Here is a 15,821-nt window from a genome sequence, read left to right as displayed (position 1 = left end):
TGCCCCTAGCAGACTGGCAGACGTTCGGTCTCATCGGCCCGTAGTCGGTAGCCCGTGGAGTGAAAGCACCATCCGTGCTGCTGCGCTAAACTCGGTCGATTGCGCCGGCCGCCTGCAGTAACCGCTATCGCGGCAACCGAGGCGGCGAACATCGCCGCCGACTTCCGGCAAAACGGCGTGGCAGTGGAAGACCCCATGGCCTGCGGTTTCATCCCACGCTGAACCGTTCTTGAGGAGACGTCCAATGGCTGATTTCCGGATCTGGTCCGACGACTTTCCGGCCAACGGCTTCATGCCGAAGGCGCAGGAACTGAACGAGCCCGCGTTCGGCTCCGACGGCGAAAACATCTCGCCGGCGCTGCAATGGGACGCGCCGCCCGCCGACGCGCAAAGTCTCGCCCTCACCGTCTACGACCCCGATGCACCGACCGGCAGCGGCTTCTGGCACTGGGTCGTGGTCAACCTGCCGCCCGATGCGCGGTCGCTGCCCCGCAACGCGGGCAAAGCCGACGGCAGTCTGCTGCCGCCCGGTGCGGTGCAGGTGCGCAACGACTACGGCACGGTAGGTTTCGGCGGCGCCGCGCCGCCGCGCGGAGACAAGCCGCATCGCTACATCTTCCGCATTCACGCGCTCAAGGTGCCGCAGTTGCCCATCACCGCGGATACGACGAACGCGGTGGCGCGCTTCATGATTCACCTGAACGAAATCGACTCGACAACCTACACGGGGCTCTACGAACTGAAGTAGCCCGCAACGGCGCTGCCGTTCTGATGGACCGCAGCGCAGGATGGCGTGGCGGCACCCAGCCGCCGCGCCGCTTCGATACCACCGATGCGCACCTCATTCCTTTCATCCGCACCCTCATCCGAAACCCTCGGCGCTGCCGCTGTGTCCGACGACACGCTCGCCGCATCCGGCGAGGCGCGTGCCAGCCGCCCTGCCGACGCCGGACAGCCGCCGCCACGCGGCAACGATCCCGAGCCGGGATTGCCATTGCCGCAGCGCTACGCGGCTATCGTCGTCGTGGCGCTCGGCATTACGCTCGCCGTGCTCGACAGCGCGATCGCCAACGTGGCGCTGCCCACCATCGCGCGCAACCTGCACGCGAGCGCCGCGTCGTCCATCTGGGTCGTCAACGCGTATCAGCTCGCCGTGACGATTTCGCTGCTGCCGCTCGCCTCGCTGGGTGATCGCATCGGCTACCGGCGCGTGTATCTCGCGGGTCTCGCGCTTTTCACGGCGGCGTCTTTGGGCTGTGCGATGTCGGGCTCGCTGCCGGTGCTTGCCATGACGCGCGTGATCCAGGGGTTCGGCGCGGCCGGCATCATGAGCGTCAACACGGCGCTCGTGCGCATGATCTATCCGCCGGGGCTGCTCGGACGCGGCGTGTCGATCAACGCGATGGTGGTGGCCATTTCGTCGGCCGTGGGGCCGACCGTGGCATCCGCGGTGCTTTCGGTCGCGCCGTGGCCGTGGCTCTTCGCCATCAACGTGCCGATCGGCATTGCGGCCTTCGCGTTGGGTATGCGCGCGCTGCCCGTCAACGTGAAGCACCGCGCGCCCTACGACTACGTGAGCGCCGTGATGAACGCGATCGTGTTCGGATTCCTGATCTTCGCAGTCGACGGTCTCGGCCACGGAGAGTCGGGCGTCTGGGTGTCCGCGCAGTTCGTCGTGGCCGCCGTGACCGGCTGGTTCTTCGTGCGTCGCCAATTGACGCGCCCCGCGCCGCTCTTGCCCGTCGACCTGCTGCGCATTCCCGCGTTCGGACTTTCGGTGGGCACCTCCGTCTGCTCGTTCTGTGCGCAGATGCTCGCCTTCGTTTCGCTGCCGTTCCTGATGCAGGAAACCTTCGGGCTCTCGCAGGTCGAGACCGGTTTTCTCATGACGCCATGGCCGCTCGTGATCGTGGGCGCCGCGCCGCTCGCCGGCATCCTCTCGGACCGCTACCCGGCGGGCATCCTCGGCGGCATCGGGCTCGCCGCGCTGACGGTGGGCCTGCTGCTGCTCGCCACGCTCGGCGCTCATCCTTCAGCCGTCGATATCGCGTGGCGCATGGCACTGTGCGGCGCGGGCTTCGGCATGTTCCAGTCGCCGAACAACCGCCAGATGCTCGCTTCCGCGCCTCGCGAACGCAGCGGCGGTGCGAGCGGCATGCTGGGCACCGCGCGGCTCACGGGCCAGACGCTGGGTGCCGCGCTGGTCGCGCTGATTTTCGGCGTGTCGCCGCATCAGGGGCCCGTCATCGCGCTATATCTGGCGGCGGGCTTTTCGATGCTTGCCGCTGCGGTGAGCCTGCTGCGGCTGAGACAGCCGGCGAACAGCGCGGCGGCTTGACGCGTACGCTGGACCAGGTCGTTGCGACTGCACGCGTGGCGCGCGTCCCCGCAAAAGAAGGAAGAAGAGAAAAACGACGGGCGCGGCGGAAGGATCTTGTGCCTTCCGCCGCGCCCGTCGTTCGTAGCTTGTGAGGCTGCTGCGTAGCGCTTACGCGGCGGCCATCGGGTAACCACCACGCGCCACTAAGCCGCCTTTGCGTGCGCGAGTTTGATCGGTTGCTTGACGGCCTTCGCCGTCACCGATGCCGCCGTCGCGACGTTGCGCAGATCCGCGAGGAACGTGTCGCGCCACACCGAGAGGTTGTTCTCGCGCAGCGAGGTCATCATGTCGGCGTGCCGCGCCTGACGCTCGGCGAGCGGCATCGAGAGCGCGCGCTCCAGCGCCTCGGCCATCTGCGAGAGATCGAACGGATTCACCACGAGCGCGCCCGGCATCTGCTCGGCTGCGCCCGCGAACTGCGAGAGCACGAGGACGCCCGGGTCCGAAGGATCCTGCGACGCCACATACTCCTTCGCGACGAGATTCATGCCGTCGCGCAGCGGCGTCACGTAACCCACCTGCGAGGTGCGGAAAAGCGCCATCAACAGATTGCGTTCGTACTTGCGGTTCAGGTACTGGATCGGCGTCCAGTCGAGTTGGGCGAAACGTCCGTTGATACGCCCCGCCTCGCCTTCCAGGTTCTGCCGAATGCGCTGGTAGGTCTGCACGTCCGAGCGGGTAGGCGGCGCGATCTGCACGAGCGAGACGCGCCCGTGCCAGCCCGGCCCATTCTGCAGCAGCCGCTCGAAGGCCTGGAAGCGTTCCACGAGGCCCTTCGAGTAGTCGAGCCGGTCCACGCTCATGATCAGCTTGCGGCCGCGCAAGCCGTCGCGCAGGCTGCGCACGGCCTTGCGGTCGGTGTACTGCGTGGCGGCCTTGGCGATCGCATCCGGATAGATGCCGATGGGGTACGCGGCCACCTTCAGCAGACGGTCGTAGGCATGCAGCATGCCGTCCTCGCTCGCCGAGCCGTGATGCCCGCGCTCAATGAAGTCGATGAACGACTGGCGATCCGCTTCGGTCTGGAAGCCGACCACGTCGTAGTCGCACATGAAGTGCACCAGTTCCTGGTGCGGCGGCACGGTGCGCAGCACCTCGGGCACGGGAAACGGAATGTGCAGGAAGAAACCGATGGGGTTCGTCACGCCCAGATTGCGCAGGCAGCGAGCGAACGGCAGCAGGTGATAGTCGTGCACCCAGATGATGTCGTCCGGGCGGATCATCGTGACGAGGCGTCGCGCGAGTGTTTCGTTGACGCGCAGATACCCCGCATAGTCTTCGCGCTCGAAGTGCGAGAGGTCGTTCCGGTAGTGGAACGTCGGCCACAGCGTAGTGTTGGAAAAGCCGCGGTAATACTGGTCATAATCGCGCCGCGTGAGACCCACGGTCGCGTACGTGACGTTGCCCTGCTGCTCGATTACCGGCTCTGATGGTTCGCCGACGATCTCGCCGCTCCAGCCGAACCAGACACCGCCCGTTTCCTTGAGCGCGTCCAGCACGCCGATAGCGAGACCGCCGGCGGAAGGTCGCCCCTCCTGGGTCGGCGCGACACGATTCGATACCACGATTAGTCTGCCCATGCAGCAGTACCTCCTTTCTCGTTGCATGCGGGATGCCCGCCGAACACACGCAATTCGCGTGCCGCCTTGCCCGAGAAAGAAAAATAAAACCGCAAGGCGCGGGCACGCCCGAGCGAATCTGTGCCACCTCGCGCCGCGAGGTAGCAATAAACTTTCCGCTGATACGACTGAAACGCGAATATTGCTTAGGCGTCCTGCTCTGAACCCAGATCCCGTTGGTAGTCGAGACCTTCGGCACGCGCGCCGCCCTGGTTGTGCTCGCCGTCTGCCGGGATGCCGGGCGCGGGGCGGTTTTGCGCCGCCGGGTCGCTCAAGTCCGGCGGCGGACCGCCCAGTACACCTTGGGGTGCGCCGTCGCGCGCGTTGCGCTTGCCCGAGTGACGTGCAGAACGCCGCAATGCAGGGTGTCTCATGATCGAAGCCTCCAGGTGGAAGCGGTCACCCACGCGGGTGACATCTTTTCAGTCTAGGTCCGGCGAACCGGATTGCCGGTAAAAAAGTTGGGCTGCCTTGTAACAAGTACATCAATTCGCATCCGGTGGCGGGTGGGGTCATACCAGCATTTACAAGCCGCGAAGTTCGCCGCGGTGCCCGTGGCCCGGCGCTTTCGGCACGGCGTGCGGTACCTCGCCCGGCTGCGCGGGCGGATCGCCAATCGGCGGTGCCTCGGGTTCGTCCGGCTCGTGCGAAGGTTCGGGCGGCATCGGCGTAGGTTCGCCGGGCTCGGGCGGGTCCTCGGGCTGCGGGGTATGGGCACGTACGGGTATCGCGGGCAATACGACCCAGGCCGCCGAGGGCTGCATGGGAAGCGATGGCAGGTGACGCAGCATGTCGGGCTCCTTCGTCGTGTCGTTTGTCGATGAAGTGCGCGGTGAACTGCGCAACGAACTGCGCGGTGCACGACGCGTGCCCCAGTGCGTTGCCCGGCACGCTCGTGCAGCATGCCGGGCGCAACGCTCACACGTTCGCGCGCCCCACCGCCTGCGATTCGTCGCTGGCTTCGCCTTCTGCGAGCTTCGCGTCGTTGCCGTACTCCACGAGCCGGTTATAGAGCGTCTTCAGGCTAATGCCGAGAATTTCGGCCGCGCGCGTCTTCACGCCACCGCATTGCTCGAGCGTGGCGAGAATCAGTTGCCGGTCCGCTTCGGCGAGCGACGTGCCGAACGGAATGGTGATCGCGGTACCCGCCGAGGGCTTCGCAATGGAGATCTGCAACGGCACGACGGCGGTGGCGTCCGAATCCGCGCTCGACATGATGTGCGCGCGCTGCACGTAGTTCTTCAGTTCGCGCACGTTGCCGGGCCACGGGTACGACAGCAGCATGTCCTTCACCGCGGGCGGGAAGTGCTTGCGCGTGCCGTACCGCTCGTTGAGTTCTTCGAGAAACGCCTGCGCCAGCAACTCGACGTCTTTGCCGCGCTCGCGCAGCGGCGGCAGGCTGATCGGAAACACGTTGAGCCGGTGATAGAGGTCGAGCCGCAGCTTGCCCTCCACGACGGCCTGCTCGGGGTCGCGGTTGGTGGCCGCGATCAGGCGCACGTCGGTCTCGATTTCCTTCGTCGTGCCGACGCGCATGAACATGCCTGTCTCGAGCACGCGCAAGAGCTTCACCTGAAGCTCCACGGGCATCTCGGTGATCTCGTCGAGGAACAGCGTGCCGCCGTTGGCGCGCTCGAAATAGCCCTTGTGTTGACGGTCCGCGCCCGTGAACGAGCCGCGCTCGTGGCCGAACATCTCGGACTCGATGAGGTTCGGCGAAATGGCGCCGCAATTCACGGCGAGGAACGCATGCTTGCGGCGCAGGCTCAGCTGGTGCACGGTCTGCGCGGCCACTTCCTTGCCGGTGCCGGACTCGCCTACGAGCATCACCGATGCCGCCGTGGGCGCCACGCGGCCGATCTGGTCGTAGACCTCCTGCATGGCCGGCGAGCTGCCGAGCATCAGTCCGAAGCGTCCCATGCGGCGCAGCTCGCCGCGCAGCGTGCCGATCTCGGCCTTGAGGTCGCCGGGTCGCGGCAGGCGGCTCAGAATCGCCTTCACGCGCTGCATGTTGATGGGCTTGACCAGATAGTCGGTCGCACCCATCTTCAGCGCGTTCACGGCCGACTCCACCGTGGCATGGCCGGTAATGACGATGACTTCGACGCCCGACGTGGGATCGAGGTCTTCGAACAGATCGACGCCGCTGCCGTCGGGCAGCTTGAGGTCGGTGAACACCACGTCCGGGGTCTGGCGCACGAGCTGGATGCGGGCCTCGCGCAGGTCGCCGGCCAGCGCGGTCGTCAGACCGTCTTGCGCGATGATGGCGGCCAGCGCCTCGCGGGTATCGGAATCGTCGTCGACAATCAGTACGTGTGACATCGCTTCTCGTCAGGGTTGAACATGAGCGAACCGGGATGCGGCGGCGGCGCGGGAACTGCCATCCGGCCAATCTGCGGATGCTCCCACGCCCAACTGAAGCGTTGCCGCCTTCGGCTCTTGAAACGCGCGGCAGCGCGGCCGCGCGGCGGTTTCGGGGCGTCGCGTTTCGCGAAAATGCGCCCCGTTCGGCGCATAGCTTCAGCAATGAATTCGCGAAAGCTGCATGCACAACGGTGTGCACGCCAACATGCAGCCACGCGAATCCAAACATTGTAAGACGATATCGATGGGGCCGTAACGGCCTTCACGTACCGAGCGACTCGAGCGGTGCCCCAGCGCCTGCTCAGCCGCGCGGAAACGGCCAGGCGTCCCTGCGCGCGGAGTGGTCTTCGCCGTTTGCCATCGCGCGCTGTGCCGCCATCGAATGGGCCGGCGCCTGCTGGGTTGCGTCAGTCGTATTGACGACCGTGCCGCCCTCTTCCTCCCAGCGGCTCAGATCGCGATTGAGCCACGCCTGCGAGGCGCGATGCTTCTGCGCCCAGCGCCACGCCAGTACGCCGCCCACGGCAACCAGGGCGCCGAATATGCCGATTTTCTGTCGAGCCATGGGTCTAGCCATCTCTTGCTCCTTCTTCTGCTGTATCGGATGAGCCCGCCTGCATGCATGCCGCTACCAGCGTCACGCAACGGGCCTTCCCTTTGCCGACGCGCCTCAGCTCGCCACGAGCACGCCCAGCAAAAAGCCGGCGCCGGCCGCCATGGCGAGCGACTGCCACGGATTGCCGCGCACGTAGCGTTCGGTACGCACCGTGGCCGCGCGATACTGCCGCTGTGCCGTGGACTGCGTCGTGGCAAGCGTGCCCTGCAGGGACTCGACGTGCATGCGCAGACGTTCGCGCAGCGCCTCCACACCCTCGCCCGTGAGCGAGGCAGTGAGCCGCAGCATCTCTTCGGAATCGGTCAGCAAAACGCGAAGGTCGTCGGCAATCTTCTGCCGGCCGAGAGCGAGTTGCTCGGTGGTCGGGGACATCGACGGAGACATCGTGGTGGACATCGGGCTCCTCCTTCGTTCGGTTTCAGTCGTTGTTTCAGTAGTCGCGTTGCAGCAGGACCTGCAACCGCTGCGTGTGCCGGTGAACGTGTCCGGTACTTGTCTGTCGATCGTTTTGCGCGTGACGAGTTCCACATGAGAGCGCCACCGCATGGGCACGGTGCGCCAAAACGGCAAACCTTGCCTGGACGCAAAACGCCGGCAGTCAATGTTGCCGCACTGCGCTACAACTAAAGCCCTCGTTCACGCCCGCGGAAAACGGTACGTTGCGGCGCGCGCCTGGCCAGTGGTTAAATGTTGACGAGATTCGCGCGGCAAGCCGGCCATGTCGAAGAGGCAAGGAACGATCCCGGCCCGCCGCCGCGCCAGCGAATGCCGCGCAGACGCAACCAGGAAGTGACAGCGACGATGCGTTGCGGCAAGAACCCTTTTATGCGGAACACCTTCACCATGGCGTCAATCGAGCTGGAAGCGCCCACCTCCGACCGCGCAGCGGCCGGGTCGGCGAACCCACGCGCTGGAGCGCTACAGTCGTACGGATTGCTGTACGGCTCGTCGCCGGCAATGCAGGAGTTGTACGAGCAGATCGAACGCGTGGCGAGCACCGATGCGACGGCGCTCATCATCGGCGAATCGGGCACGGGCAAGGAGCTGATCGCGCGCACGATTCACGAGCAGAGCACGCGCAAGGAAGCGCCCTTCATCGCCGTGAACTGCGGTGCGATTCCCGACGAGCTGATCGAAGCCGAACTGTTCGGCCACGAAAAAGGCAGCTTCACGGGCGCCATCCAGGGCCGCGTGGGGTACTTCGAACACGCGAACGGCGGCACGCTGTTTCTCGACGAGGTGACGGAAATGACGCCGGTGCGCCAGGTCAAACTGCTGCGCGCACTGGAAACCGGCACGTTCTATCGCGTGGGCAGCAGCGAGGCGAGTTATAGCGACGTGCGCGTGATTGCGGCCACCAATCGCGACCCCGTGACGGCGGTGAAAGAGAACGGACTGCGCGAGGACCTGATGTACCGGCTCGCCGTATTTCCGCTGCGCGCACCGCCCCTGCGCGAACGCGACGGCGATCGCGAACTGCTCGCCCAGCACTTCCTCAATGAACTGAACGAGCGCGAAGGCACGCAGAAGGTGTTCAGCAAGCGGGCGCTCGAAACGGTACGCAGCTGGTCGTGGCCGGGCAACGTGCGCGAACTGAAGAACGCGGTGTATCGCGCATTCATCCTCGCCGAGAAGGTGGTGGAGATTCCGCACCCGCACCTCGTTTCGAGGGTGAAGAAGCCTGTCACGCAGGGCGACGCGATGAGCGTGTGGATCGGTACGCCGCTCGCCGATGCGCAGAAGCAGATCATCCTCGGCACGCTCAAGTACTGCGGCGGCGACAAACGCCGTGCGGCGCGCGCCCTGGGCGTCAGTCTGAAGACGCTCTACAACCGGCTGGGCGCATACGGCAGCGAGGAACGCGAGGGCGAAGAAGAAGCTTGAGGCGTTCGAGGGCGCGAGCGCGCCGCGGTACGTTGCGAACCGCGCGCCGTCGCTCGGCCGGCACCTTCACGACACGCTGAGACTCGCATTCATACGCGCGTGTGCAATGCACGCGCTTTTGCAATTGCTTGCATTTTTTCTATGTCGCTCACACTTCGCGTATTGCACAATGCTGCACCGTGAGAAGCGCGCGGCACACGGGCTCATCACTCATTTGAGCCCGTAAAACAAGGCCCGCGCGCACGATACGGCCACGGGAAATGTTCAAAACAAAGCTTCCGATGCAGCGCATCACGCGCTGTCGCAACACGCCGCACGCACTGCACCGCGCCTTCGTCGTGAGCGCGCTCTGCACCACACTCGGCGCCACGGTACTCAGCGGCTGCAGTTCGATGTATTCGGAAGGCGCCACGGCGGGCGCCGGTATCGCAGGCGCCGCGCTCGCCAGCAAAGTGACGCGCAATGCGGCCGTCGCCACGGGCATCGGTCTGGGCACCGTCGCGGCGGCGAAGGCCGGCGTGCAGTACTCCGAACGCATCGTTCATCGCGACACCCAGGACACCATCGCGCGCGCGGCAGGCAGCCTCGACGTGGGCGCCGTCGCGCCGTGGTCGGCCACACATTCGGTGCCCATCGAAGACGACGAGCATGGCCGCGTCACGGTGAGCCGCACCATCAGCAGCGGCACGCTCGACTGCAAGGAGATTGTGTTCTCGGTCGACACGGCGGCGAAGCAGAACGCGCCTGCATCGAGCGCCTTCTATGTGGCTTCGATCTGCCGCGACGGCAATGCATGGAAGTGGGCCTCCGCCGAGCCCGCGACCGAACGTTGGGGCGCGCTGCAATGATGGGCGCCCTGCCACGATGGCATCGTCAGGCACGACCGGGCGGCGGCGAACAAAGTCGAAGCACGGCATGCACGACGAGCCTTGCACGCATCGCTGCCACAGCCGCGCTATGCGTTGGCGCAGCGCTCGTGATGAGCGGCTGTGGGTCGATTGGTGCCGCGAGCGGTGCGGCGGCGGGTGCCGCGTCGGGCCTCGTCACGGCCAACCCCGCGGTGGGTATCGGCGTGGGCATCGCCGTTCAGGCGGCCACCGACGAAGCCGTGAACCGCTACATGCGCGAGATGCACGGCGACCAGCAGGACATGATTGCGTCGCTCGCGGGTTCGATGCCGGTCGGCGACGCAAAGCCGTGGCGCGTGAAGCACACGCTGCCCATCGAGAACGGTCACGGCGAAGTGCGCGTTACGCGGGCGTTCACATCGGCGCTCGCGATCTGCAAGGAGTTCGTGTTTTCGGTGGTGGACGGCGACGACGCGAATGCGCCGACGCACTGGTTCACCGGCAGCGCGTGCCTTCAGGACAAGGGGTGGAAATGGGCCGCGGCGGAACCGGCTGTGGAGCGCTGGGGCACGCTGCAATAGGTCGGCATCCGCTGGTTGGCCGTGTGCCTGCGCGATAAGCGAGCGGGCCCCTGGTGTGGCATCTCCAGCCGGCGCTCAAGACTCCACATCCTCGAGACTGAAGATCTCCGTCTGGTCGTTATACGAGAAGATCTCGGCATAGCGCCCCCAGTCGATCACCGTATCGAGCGTCTCTTCCGCGGCCTGGTCCGACAGGAAGTCTTCCAGCTCCTGCTCGAAGCGCACGCGCGGTGCGCGGTGCCCCGGCCGCTCGTTGAGCACCTTCTTGATACGCGCGGCCAGCGGCACGTTGCGCAGCAGGTGCTCCGCGAACATCATCTTGCGCTCCTGCGTGCCGAACTCCGCGAACACCCGCCCCGGCGGCGTCAGGAACACGTCCCCCTCACGCACGTCCGCGAACCCCAGGTGCTGCAGCATCTCCGCGATCGGAAACAGGTCGTCCACCTCCAGGTGCAGCGAGCGCGCAATCTCCGGCATGTCCGCCCGCCCGTGGTACGGCGGCATCGCCAGCGTCTCGATCAGCCCCGCCATCAGGTTCGTCGACACCTGCGGCAGCCAGCTGCCCAGCTCCAGCTCCTTCTTGCCCCATCCGCCCGTCTGCCGCGCCGTCATCTTCGCGTAGATGTCGTCCACCAGCCGCCGGAACGCCGGGTCCAGCCGGTTGCGCGGATGCCGGAACGGCACCCGGATCTCCGCCAGCACCCGCCCGGGGTTCGACGACAGCACCAGGATCCGGTCGCACATGAACACCGCTTCCTCGATGTTGTGCGTCACGATCAGCACCGAGCGGATCGGCAGCCGACCCTGCGTCCACAGGTCCAGCAGGTCCGTGCGCAGCGTCTCGGCCGTCAGCACGTCCAGCGCCGAGAACGGCTCGTCCATCAGCAGCAGCGTCGGGTCCACCACCAGCGCACGCGCAAACCCCACCCGCTGCCGCATGCCGCCCGACAGCTCGCGCGGGTACGCGTTCTCGAACCCGTCCAGACCAATCAGGTCGATCGCCGCCAGCGCCCGCTCGCGGCGCTCGCGCGCCCCCACCCCGCGCGCCTCCAGCCCCGCCTCCACGTTCTGCAGCACCGTCAGCCACGGAAACAGCGCGAAGGTCTGGAACACCATCGCCACCCCCTCGGCCGGGCCCCTGAGCGGCTGCCCCAGGTACTCCACCTCCCCCGAGGTCGGCTCGATCAGCCCCGAGATGATGCGCAGCAGCGTCGACTTGCCCGAGCCCGAGCGCCCCAGCAGCCCCACGATCTCCCCCTCGTGCAGCGTCAGGTTCGCGTCGTCGAGCACCAGCAGCTCGCCCTGCGCCTTGTTGAAGCCACGGCTCACGTGCTTCACGTTCAGGATCTCGGCGCCCGCCACCGGCGCCACGTTCGCCGCGGGCGTCTGTCCGCCCGCCGCCGTTACCGTCTTTGGTTCCTGCATGATCTGCTCTCCGCTTCGCGCATTCAGTCGAGCCGCAGCCGCGATTCGGCGTACGCGTACAGCGGACGCCACAACAGCCGGTTGAACAGGGTGACGAACAGCGACATCACCGCCACCCCAAGGATGATCTTCGGGAAGTCCCCGTCGGCCGTGGTCTGCGCGATGTACGCCCCCAGCCCGTGCGCCACCAGCTTCGTGTCGCCCCACTGCACCGCCTCCGCGACGATGCTCGCGTTCCACGCCCCGCCCGAGGCCGTGATGGCCCCCGTGATGTAGTACGGCAGGATGCCCGGCAGCATCGCCTGGCGCCACCACTGCCAGCCCCGGATGCGGAAGTTCGTGGCCGCCTCCCGGTAGTCGTTCGGGTAGGCGCTCGCGCCCGCCACCACGTTGAACAGGATGTACCACTGCGTGCCCAGCACCACCAGCGGCGAGAGCCAGATGTCCGGGTTCAGGTGAAAGCGCACGATCGCCATCACGAACACCGGAAACAGCAGGTTGGCCGGAAACGCCGCGAGAAACTGCGCGAGCGGCTGGATCTTCTCGGCCAGCGCCGGGCGCAGCCCGATCAGCACGCCCAGCGGCACCCACACCAGCGACGACAGCGCGATCAGCACCACCACCCGCAGCAGCGTGATGAAGCCCAGCACGAACACGTGCAGCACCTCGTCCATGCCCACGCCCGTGTGCACGTACGCGATCACCCGGTACAGCACGTAGGCGGTGAGCAGCACCACGAAGATGCCCCACACGATGTCGGCCGCGCGCGTGCCCAGCGTGCGCGTCACGCCGAACGGGCTGGGCCGCTCGAACGCGGGCAGCTTCAGCGGCACGCGTGCAAGGCGCGCCAGCAGCCAGCCGAACGGCACCAGCATGCGGTGGATGAGCCGCGTGCGCCGGATCAGGTCCAGCAGCCAGGAGCCGGGCGCCGTGCCCGAACTGGTGTTCTCCATGCGGAACTTGTCGGCCCAGGCCACCAGCGGGCGGAACAGCAGCTGGTCGTAGGCGAGGATCACCACCGTCATGGCCAGGATCACCCAGCCCACCGCGTGCAGGTTCTTCTGCGCGATGGCCTGCGCCAGGTACGCGCCGATGCCCGGCAGCGTGATGGTGCTGTTGCCCACCGTGATGGCCTCCGAGGCCACCACGAAGAACCAGCCGCCCGACATCGACATCATCATGTTCCAGATCAGCCCCGGCATCGAGAACGGCACCTCCAGCTTCCAGAAGCGCTGCCAGGCGGTCAGGTGAAAGCCGCGCGAGACCTCGTCCAGGTCGCGCGGCACGGTGCGCAGCGACTGGTAGAAGCTGAAGGTCATGTTCCAGGCCTGGCTCGTGAAGATCGCGAAGATGGCCGCCAGCTCCGCACCCAGCACGCGCCCCGGAAACAGCGCGAGGAAGAACGTCACCGTAAACGAGATGTAGCCCAGCACCGGCACCGACTGCAGGATGTCGAGCACCGGCACCAGCACCATGCCCGCGCGCCGGCTCTTGGCCGCCAGCGTGCCGTAGGTGAACGTGAACACGAGCGACGCCACCATCGCCGCGAGCATGCGCAGCGTGGTGCGCATGGCGTACTCGGGCAGCATCGCCGTGTCCAGCGAGATGGCCTGCGTCTGCAGCGTCGACATCGGCGCGAGCGTCTGGTGAAAGCCGATGGCCGCCATCGCGATCAGGCACAGGATCAGCGGGAACGCCACAAAGTCCCAGCCGTTAGGCAGCAGCCGCCACGCCGAGGCGTTCGCGGTGCGGTTCAGGTTGAAGCGGAAGTCCATCTCAGCGAGCCTCCACAGATGCACCGCCGTGATAGTCGCCCACGGCAGCGCCATTCCATGGCTCGGTCATCGAGCGGAAGGCGGCGACAGGAAACGTGGGGAAACGGTCGGGAAAGCAGCGATGAGACATGGCAAAACGCATAGGCGCGTCATCCGTAGCAGTTCGATAAATACGTCGTCCGGCAGGCGCGACACGCCCGCATGGCACGCGACACGCATGCGACCTTGCCGCCACCCGCGGCTTGCACCTTGCCGCAGAGACCTCTCGCGCGAGGGCGCCTTGCGCTTGCGGTTGCCGTTCCAGGTTGCGGTTCTTTAGGACCGCATGACACTACTACAACCTGTGTGACAGGCACAACCGCGAGGCACAACAGCGAAACGCAACGTCTGGGGCCCGGCCTCGGCCGGGGACGAGCAAGCCGCCCGCCCATCGCGCATGCCATCGCAGAGGTAAAATCGCCGGACTGGCTGCGGGCCATGCCGGGCGGCGGAGACACCCCACGCGAGCCCGCCCTCGCAGACGCGAACACCCCGGCATCATGGCTTCCGGGGCCCGGCAGGACGGCATACGGCGGACGATCTCTCCCTACTGCCTTCATACGGATACCAGACAAATCGAAAGGCCGATGAACAGGACACCCTTGCGCCAGCTGGCGGGACCACTCGGCCTCGTGCTCGCGGCGCTTCTCTGCTGGTTCGCCGCGGGCGCCATCGCCGACCGCATGGTGCAGCAGGAACTCGCAGCCGCACTGGGCGCGCAGCGGCAGGTGACCTCCTCGATCGTCGACAACATGGCCGAAGTCATTGCAAGCGACCTCGCGCTTTCGCGCGCCATGCCATCGACGATGGCCGAGCTCGGCGCCGTGCAGGACGCCCTCGTCGCGGCCCGCCAGTATCGACCGGACGACGGAAAATCCGACGCCGGGCGACGGGCGCAGCTTACGGGCGTGCCCGCGCTCGCGGCCATCAACCGCTTCCTTCACGACGCCCAGGGCTTCTCGGGGCTCGACGCCATCTGGCTCATCAACGCCAACGGCCTGTGCGTGGCATCGAGCAACGCGACCAGCGCTCATCCGTATATCGGCAGGGACATGCACACCCGCCCCTACTTCCTCAACACGCGCCTCGGCGCCTTCACGGAAGCTTACGGCGTGGGACGACAGACCGGCGACCCCGGCATCTTCATCGCCGCGCCGGTCTATAACGAAGGCTTGCTCGTCGGCGCGGTGGCCGCGCGGATGTCGCTCTCACGATTTCGGCACTGGGTGGCACATCCCGGTTCGTTCGTGACGGACCAGAACGGCGTCGTCATCATGGCCAACGACAACCAGCTCGAAGGACACACGCTGCCGAATGCGCCGGTCCTCACGATGAACCCGGTCGAGCGGGTCAACACGTACCTGCGCGACCGGTTTCCGCCGTTCGAGATCCGCTCGCTGAGCGCGGACATGCGCGAACAGGAGCCGTGGGTGCCGAGCGCGGCCGCCGCCCAGTTGTTCGACATGCCGAAACACCCCACGCCGGCGCTCTACGAATCGCGCGACGGACTCAATTCCGGCCTGTCCGCCCATCTCGTCGACCCGATTGCCACCTGGCCCGAACTGCGCAGCTCGCACCGGCGCGATCGGCTGCTCGTGTTCCTCACGCTCGTGGGGACGGTAACGCTGACCTGGGTGATCACCGTATCGTGGAGGCGCGAGCTGCGGCACCACCGCGCCACGCGCGATCTCGCCCAGCAGTTGCAGGCGGCCAACGCGCTGCTCGCCGCCGAAGCGCGGCACGATGCGCTAACGGGCGCGCTCTCGCGCCGCTACTTTCTCGATTTGCTGCGACACGAGATCGACCGCGCGCGTGCAAGCGGCACGCCGCTTTGCATGGCGATCGCGGACCTCGACCACTTCAAGCAGATCAACGACTGCTACGGCCACGCGGCCGGCGACCGCGCGCTAGAGCATTTCGTCGATACGTGTCGCGCCGAGCTGCGCGGCTCGGATGCCGTTGGACGTCTGGGCGGCGAGGAATTCGGCATCGTGCTGCCCTCGACGCGGCTGGCCGAAGGCATCGACGTCATGGAGCGACTGCGCCGACGGTTCAAGGGATCGCAGCCCGCGAAGCTGCCCGAGGACATCGAACTCGCCGTGAGCATCGGCATTACCGAGTATGCGGCGGACGATCTGCCGGAGCGCCTCATCAGCCGCGCCGACATGGCGCTTTATGCCGCGAAGTCGGCGGGACGCGACCGGACCGAAGCTCACGCACCCGGCGACAGCCCGCCGCCTGCACGCACGTCGGCCAACGCTTCATGGCAGGCGTAGCAGGCGCGATAGGG

The 15,821-nt window shown here is 66.7% G+C and carries 15 protein-coding genes; 6 read left to right on the top strand and 9 right to left on the bottom strand.

Annotation, left to right across the window (positions count from 1 at the left end; translation table 11 throughout):
• Positions 1-244 precede the first annotated feature (244 nt).
• Positions 245-748 (top strand): YbhB/YbcL family Raf kinase inhibitor-like protein, encoded by a 504-nt coding sequence (locus U0042_RS23690; RefSeq protein WP_114813698.1) that lies wholly within the window; start codon positions 245-247, stop codon positions 746-748.
• Between the two features lie 84 nt (positions 749-832).
• Entirely contained in the window at positions 833-2,338 is a 1,506-nt protein-coding gene (locus U0042_RS23685) for an MFS transporter (protein WP_114813700.1), read from the top strand.
• Positions 2,339-2,523: 185 nt separating this feature from the next.
• Here the strand turns inward: U0042_RS23685 and otsA are convergent, their stop codons facing one another.
• From otsA to U0042_RS23650, 7 genes are all read right to left on the bottom strand, one after another.
• A complete protein-coding gene (otsA, locus tag U0042_RS23680; protein ID WP_114813702.1) occupies positions 2,524-3,960 on the bottom strand; it encodes an alpha,alpha-trehalose-phosphate synthase (UDP-forming) in 1,437 nt (478 codons plus the stop codon).
• A gap of 185 nt (positions 3,961-4,145) precedes the next feature.
• Positions 4,146-4,373, bottom strand: coding sequence for a hypothetical protein (locus U0042_RS23675; RefSeq protein ID WP_114813704.1), 228 nt, complete (start codon positions 4,371-4,373; stop codon positions 4,146-4,148).
• A gap of 150 nt (positions 4,374-4,523) precedes the next feature.
• The gene (locus U0042_RS23670) at positions 4,524-4,790 is read right to left on the bottom strand and encodes a hypothetical protein (RefSeq protein WP_232833497.1); all 267 of its coding nucleotides are present in this window, start codon (positions 4,788-4,790) and stop codon (positions 4,524-4,526) included.
• 127 nt (positions 4,791-4,917) lie between these two features.
• Positions 4,918-6,321 carry a sigma-54-dependent transcriptional regulator gene (locus tag U0042_RS23665; RefSeq protein WP_114813706.1) on the bottom strand — a complete coding sequence of 468 codons (1,404 nt, stop codon included), beginning with the start codon at positions 6,319-6,321 and terminating at the stop codon, positions 4,918-4,920.
• Positions 6,322-6,664: 343 nt separating this feature from the next.
• Complete coding sequence (locus tag U0042_RS23660; protein ID WP_419150464.1) at positions 6,665-6,940, bottom strand: hypothetical protein; 276 nt, start codon at positions 6,938-6,940, stop codon at positions 6,665-6,667.
• 93 nt (positions 6,941-7,033) lie between these two features.
• Positions 7,034-7,351 (bottom strand): DUF883 family protein, encoded by a 318-nt coding sequence (locus tag U0042_RS23655; RefSeq protein WP_114813734.1) that lies wholly within the window; start codon positions 7,349-7,351, stop codon positions 7,034-7,036.
• 311 nt (positions 7,352-7,662) lie between these two features.
• Complete coding sequence (locus tag U0042_RS23650) at positions 7,663-7,824, bottom strand: hypothetical protein (protein WP_157977875.1); 162 nt, start codon at positions 7,822-7,824, stop codon at positions 7,663-7,665.
• Between U0042_RS23650 and U0042_RS23645 the strand changes: the two genes are divergently transcribed.
• From U0042_RS23645 to U0042_RS23635, 3 genes are all read left to right on the top strand, one after another.
• Complete coding sequence (locus tag U0042_RS23645) at positions 7,823-8,863, top strand: sigma-54 interaction domain-containing protein (protein ID WP_114813737.1); 1,041 nt, start codon at positions 7,823-7,825, stop codon at positions 8,861-8,863. The genes U0042_RS23650 and U0042_RS23645 overlap by 2 nt on opposite strands.
• A 260-nt stretch (positions 8,864-9,123) precedes the next feature.
• Positions 9,124-9,711, top strand: coding sequence for a hypothetical protein (locus tag U0042_RS23640; RefSeq protein ID WP_419150463.1), 588 nt, complete (start codon positions 9,124-9,126; stop codon positions 9,709-9,711).
• 131 nt (positions 9,712-9,842) lie between these two features.
• Positions 9,843-10,292 carry a hypothetical protein gene (locus U0042_RS23635; RefSeq protein WP_232833498.1) on the top strand — a complete coding sequence of 150 codons (450 nt, stop codon included), beginning with the start codon at positions 9,843-9,845 and terminating at the stop codon, positions 10,290-10,292.
• A gap of 75 nt (positions 10,293-10,367) precedes the next feature.
• Here U0042_RS23635 and U0042_RS23630 read toward each other — a convergent pair whose 3' ends face one another.
• Both U0042_RS23630 and U0042_RS23625 read right to left on the bottom strand, forming a co-directional pair.
• Complete coding sequence (locus U0042_RS23630) at positions 10,368-11,717, bottom strand: nitrate/sulfonate/bicarbonate ABC transporter ATP-binding protein (RefSeq protein ID WP_327204997.1); 1,350 nt, start codon at positions 11,715-11,717, stop codon at positions 10,368-10,370.
• Positions 11,718-11,740: 23 nt separating this feature from the next.
• A complete protein-coding gene (locus tag U0042_RS23625) occupies positions 11,741-13,492 on the bottom strand; it encodes an ABC transporter permease subunit (protein WP_327205069.1) in 1,752 nt (583 codons plus the stop codon).
• A gap of 626 nt (positions 13,493-14,118) precedes the next feature.
• On the opposite strand from U0042_RS23625, the gene U0042_RS23620 reads away from it, so the two are divergent.
• Positions 14,119-15,807, top strand: coding sequence for a sensor domain-containing diguanylate cyclase (locus U0042_RS23620; RefSeq protein WP_114808876.1), 1,689 nt, complete (start codon positions 14,119-14,121; stop codon positions 15,805-15,807).
• Positions 15,808-15,821: the final 14 nt, after the last annotated feature.

The sequence above is a fragment of the Paraburkholderia kururiensis genome (genome assembly GCF_034424375.1).
Taxonomy (GTDB): domain Bacteria; phylum Pseudomonadota; class Gammaproteobacteria; order Burkholderiales; family Burkholderiaceae; genus Paraburkholderia; species Paraburkholderia kururiensis_A.
This window is presented reverse-complemented; position numbering and strand designations above follow the sequence as displayed.

Bases quoted from the DNA above. Each gene is read 5' to 3' on its own strand.
- U0042_RS23690 (WP_114813698.1), top strand. From the start codon at position 245: ATGGCTGATTTCCGGATCTGGTCCGACGACTTTCCGGCCAACGGCTTC.
- U0042_RS23685 (WP_114813700.1), top strand. From the start codon at position 833: ATGCGCACCTCATTCCTTTCATCCGCACCCTCATCCGAAACCCTCGGC.
- otsA (WP_114813702.1), bottom strand. From the start codon at position 3,960: ATGGGCAGACTAATCGTGGTATCGAATCGTGTCGCGCCGACCCAGGAG.
- U0042_RS23675 (WP_114813704.1), bottom strand. From the start codon at position 4,373: ATGAGACACCCTGCATTGCGGCGTTCTGCACGTCACTCGGGCAAGCGC.
- U0042_RS23670 (WP_232833497.1), bottom strand. From the start codon at position 4,790: ATGCTGCGTCACCTGCCATCGCTTCCCATGCAGCCCTCGGCGGCCTGG.
- U0042_RS23665 (WP_114813706.1), bottom strand. From the start codon at position 6,321: ATGTCACACGTACTGATTGTCGACGACGATTCCGATACCCGCGAGGCG.
- U0042_RS23660 (WP_419150464.1), bottom strand. From the start codon at position 6,940: ATGGCTAGACCCATGGCTCGACAGAAAATCGGCATATTCGGCGCCCTG.
- U0042_RS23655 (WP_114813734.1), bottom strand. From the start codon at position 7,351: ATGTCCCCGACCACCGAGCAACTCGCTCTCGGCCGGCAGAAGATTGCC.
- U0042_RS23645 (WP_114813737.1), top strand. From the start codon at position 7,823: ATGGCGTCAATCGAGCTGGAAGCGCCCACCTCCGACCGCGCAGCGGCC.
- U0042_RS23650 (WP_157977875.1), bottom strand. From the start codon at position 7,824: ATGGTGAAGGTGTTCCGCATAAAAGGGTTCTTGCCGCAACGCATCGTC.
- U0042_RS23640 (WP_419150463.1), top strand. From the start codon at position 9,124: ATGTTCAAAACAAAGCTTCCGATGCAGCGCATCACGCGCTGTCGCAAC.
- U0042_RS23635 (WP_232833498.1), top strand. From the start codon at position 9,843: ATGAGCGGCTGTGGGTCGATTGGTGCCGCGAGCGGTGCGGCGGCGGGT.
- U0042_RS23630 (WP_327204997.1), bottom strand. From the start codon at position 11,717: ATGCAGGAACCAAAGACGGTAACGGCGGCGGGCGGACAGACGCCCGCG.
- U0042_RS23625 (WP_327205069.1), bottom strand. From the start codon at position 13,492: ATGGACTTCCGCTTCAACCTGAACCGCACCGCGAACGCCTCGGCGTGG.
- U0042_RS23620 (WP_114808876.1), top strand. From the start codon at position 14,119: ATGAACAGGACACCCTTGCGCCAGCTGGCGGGACCACTCGGCCTCGTG.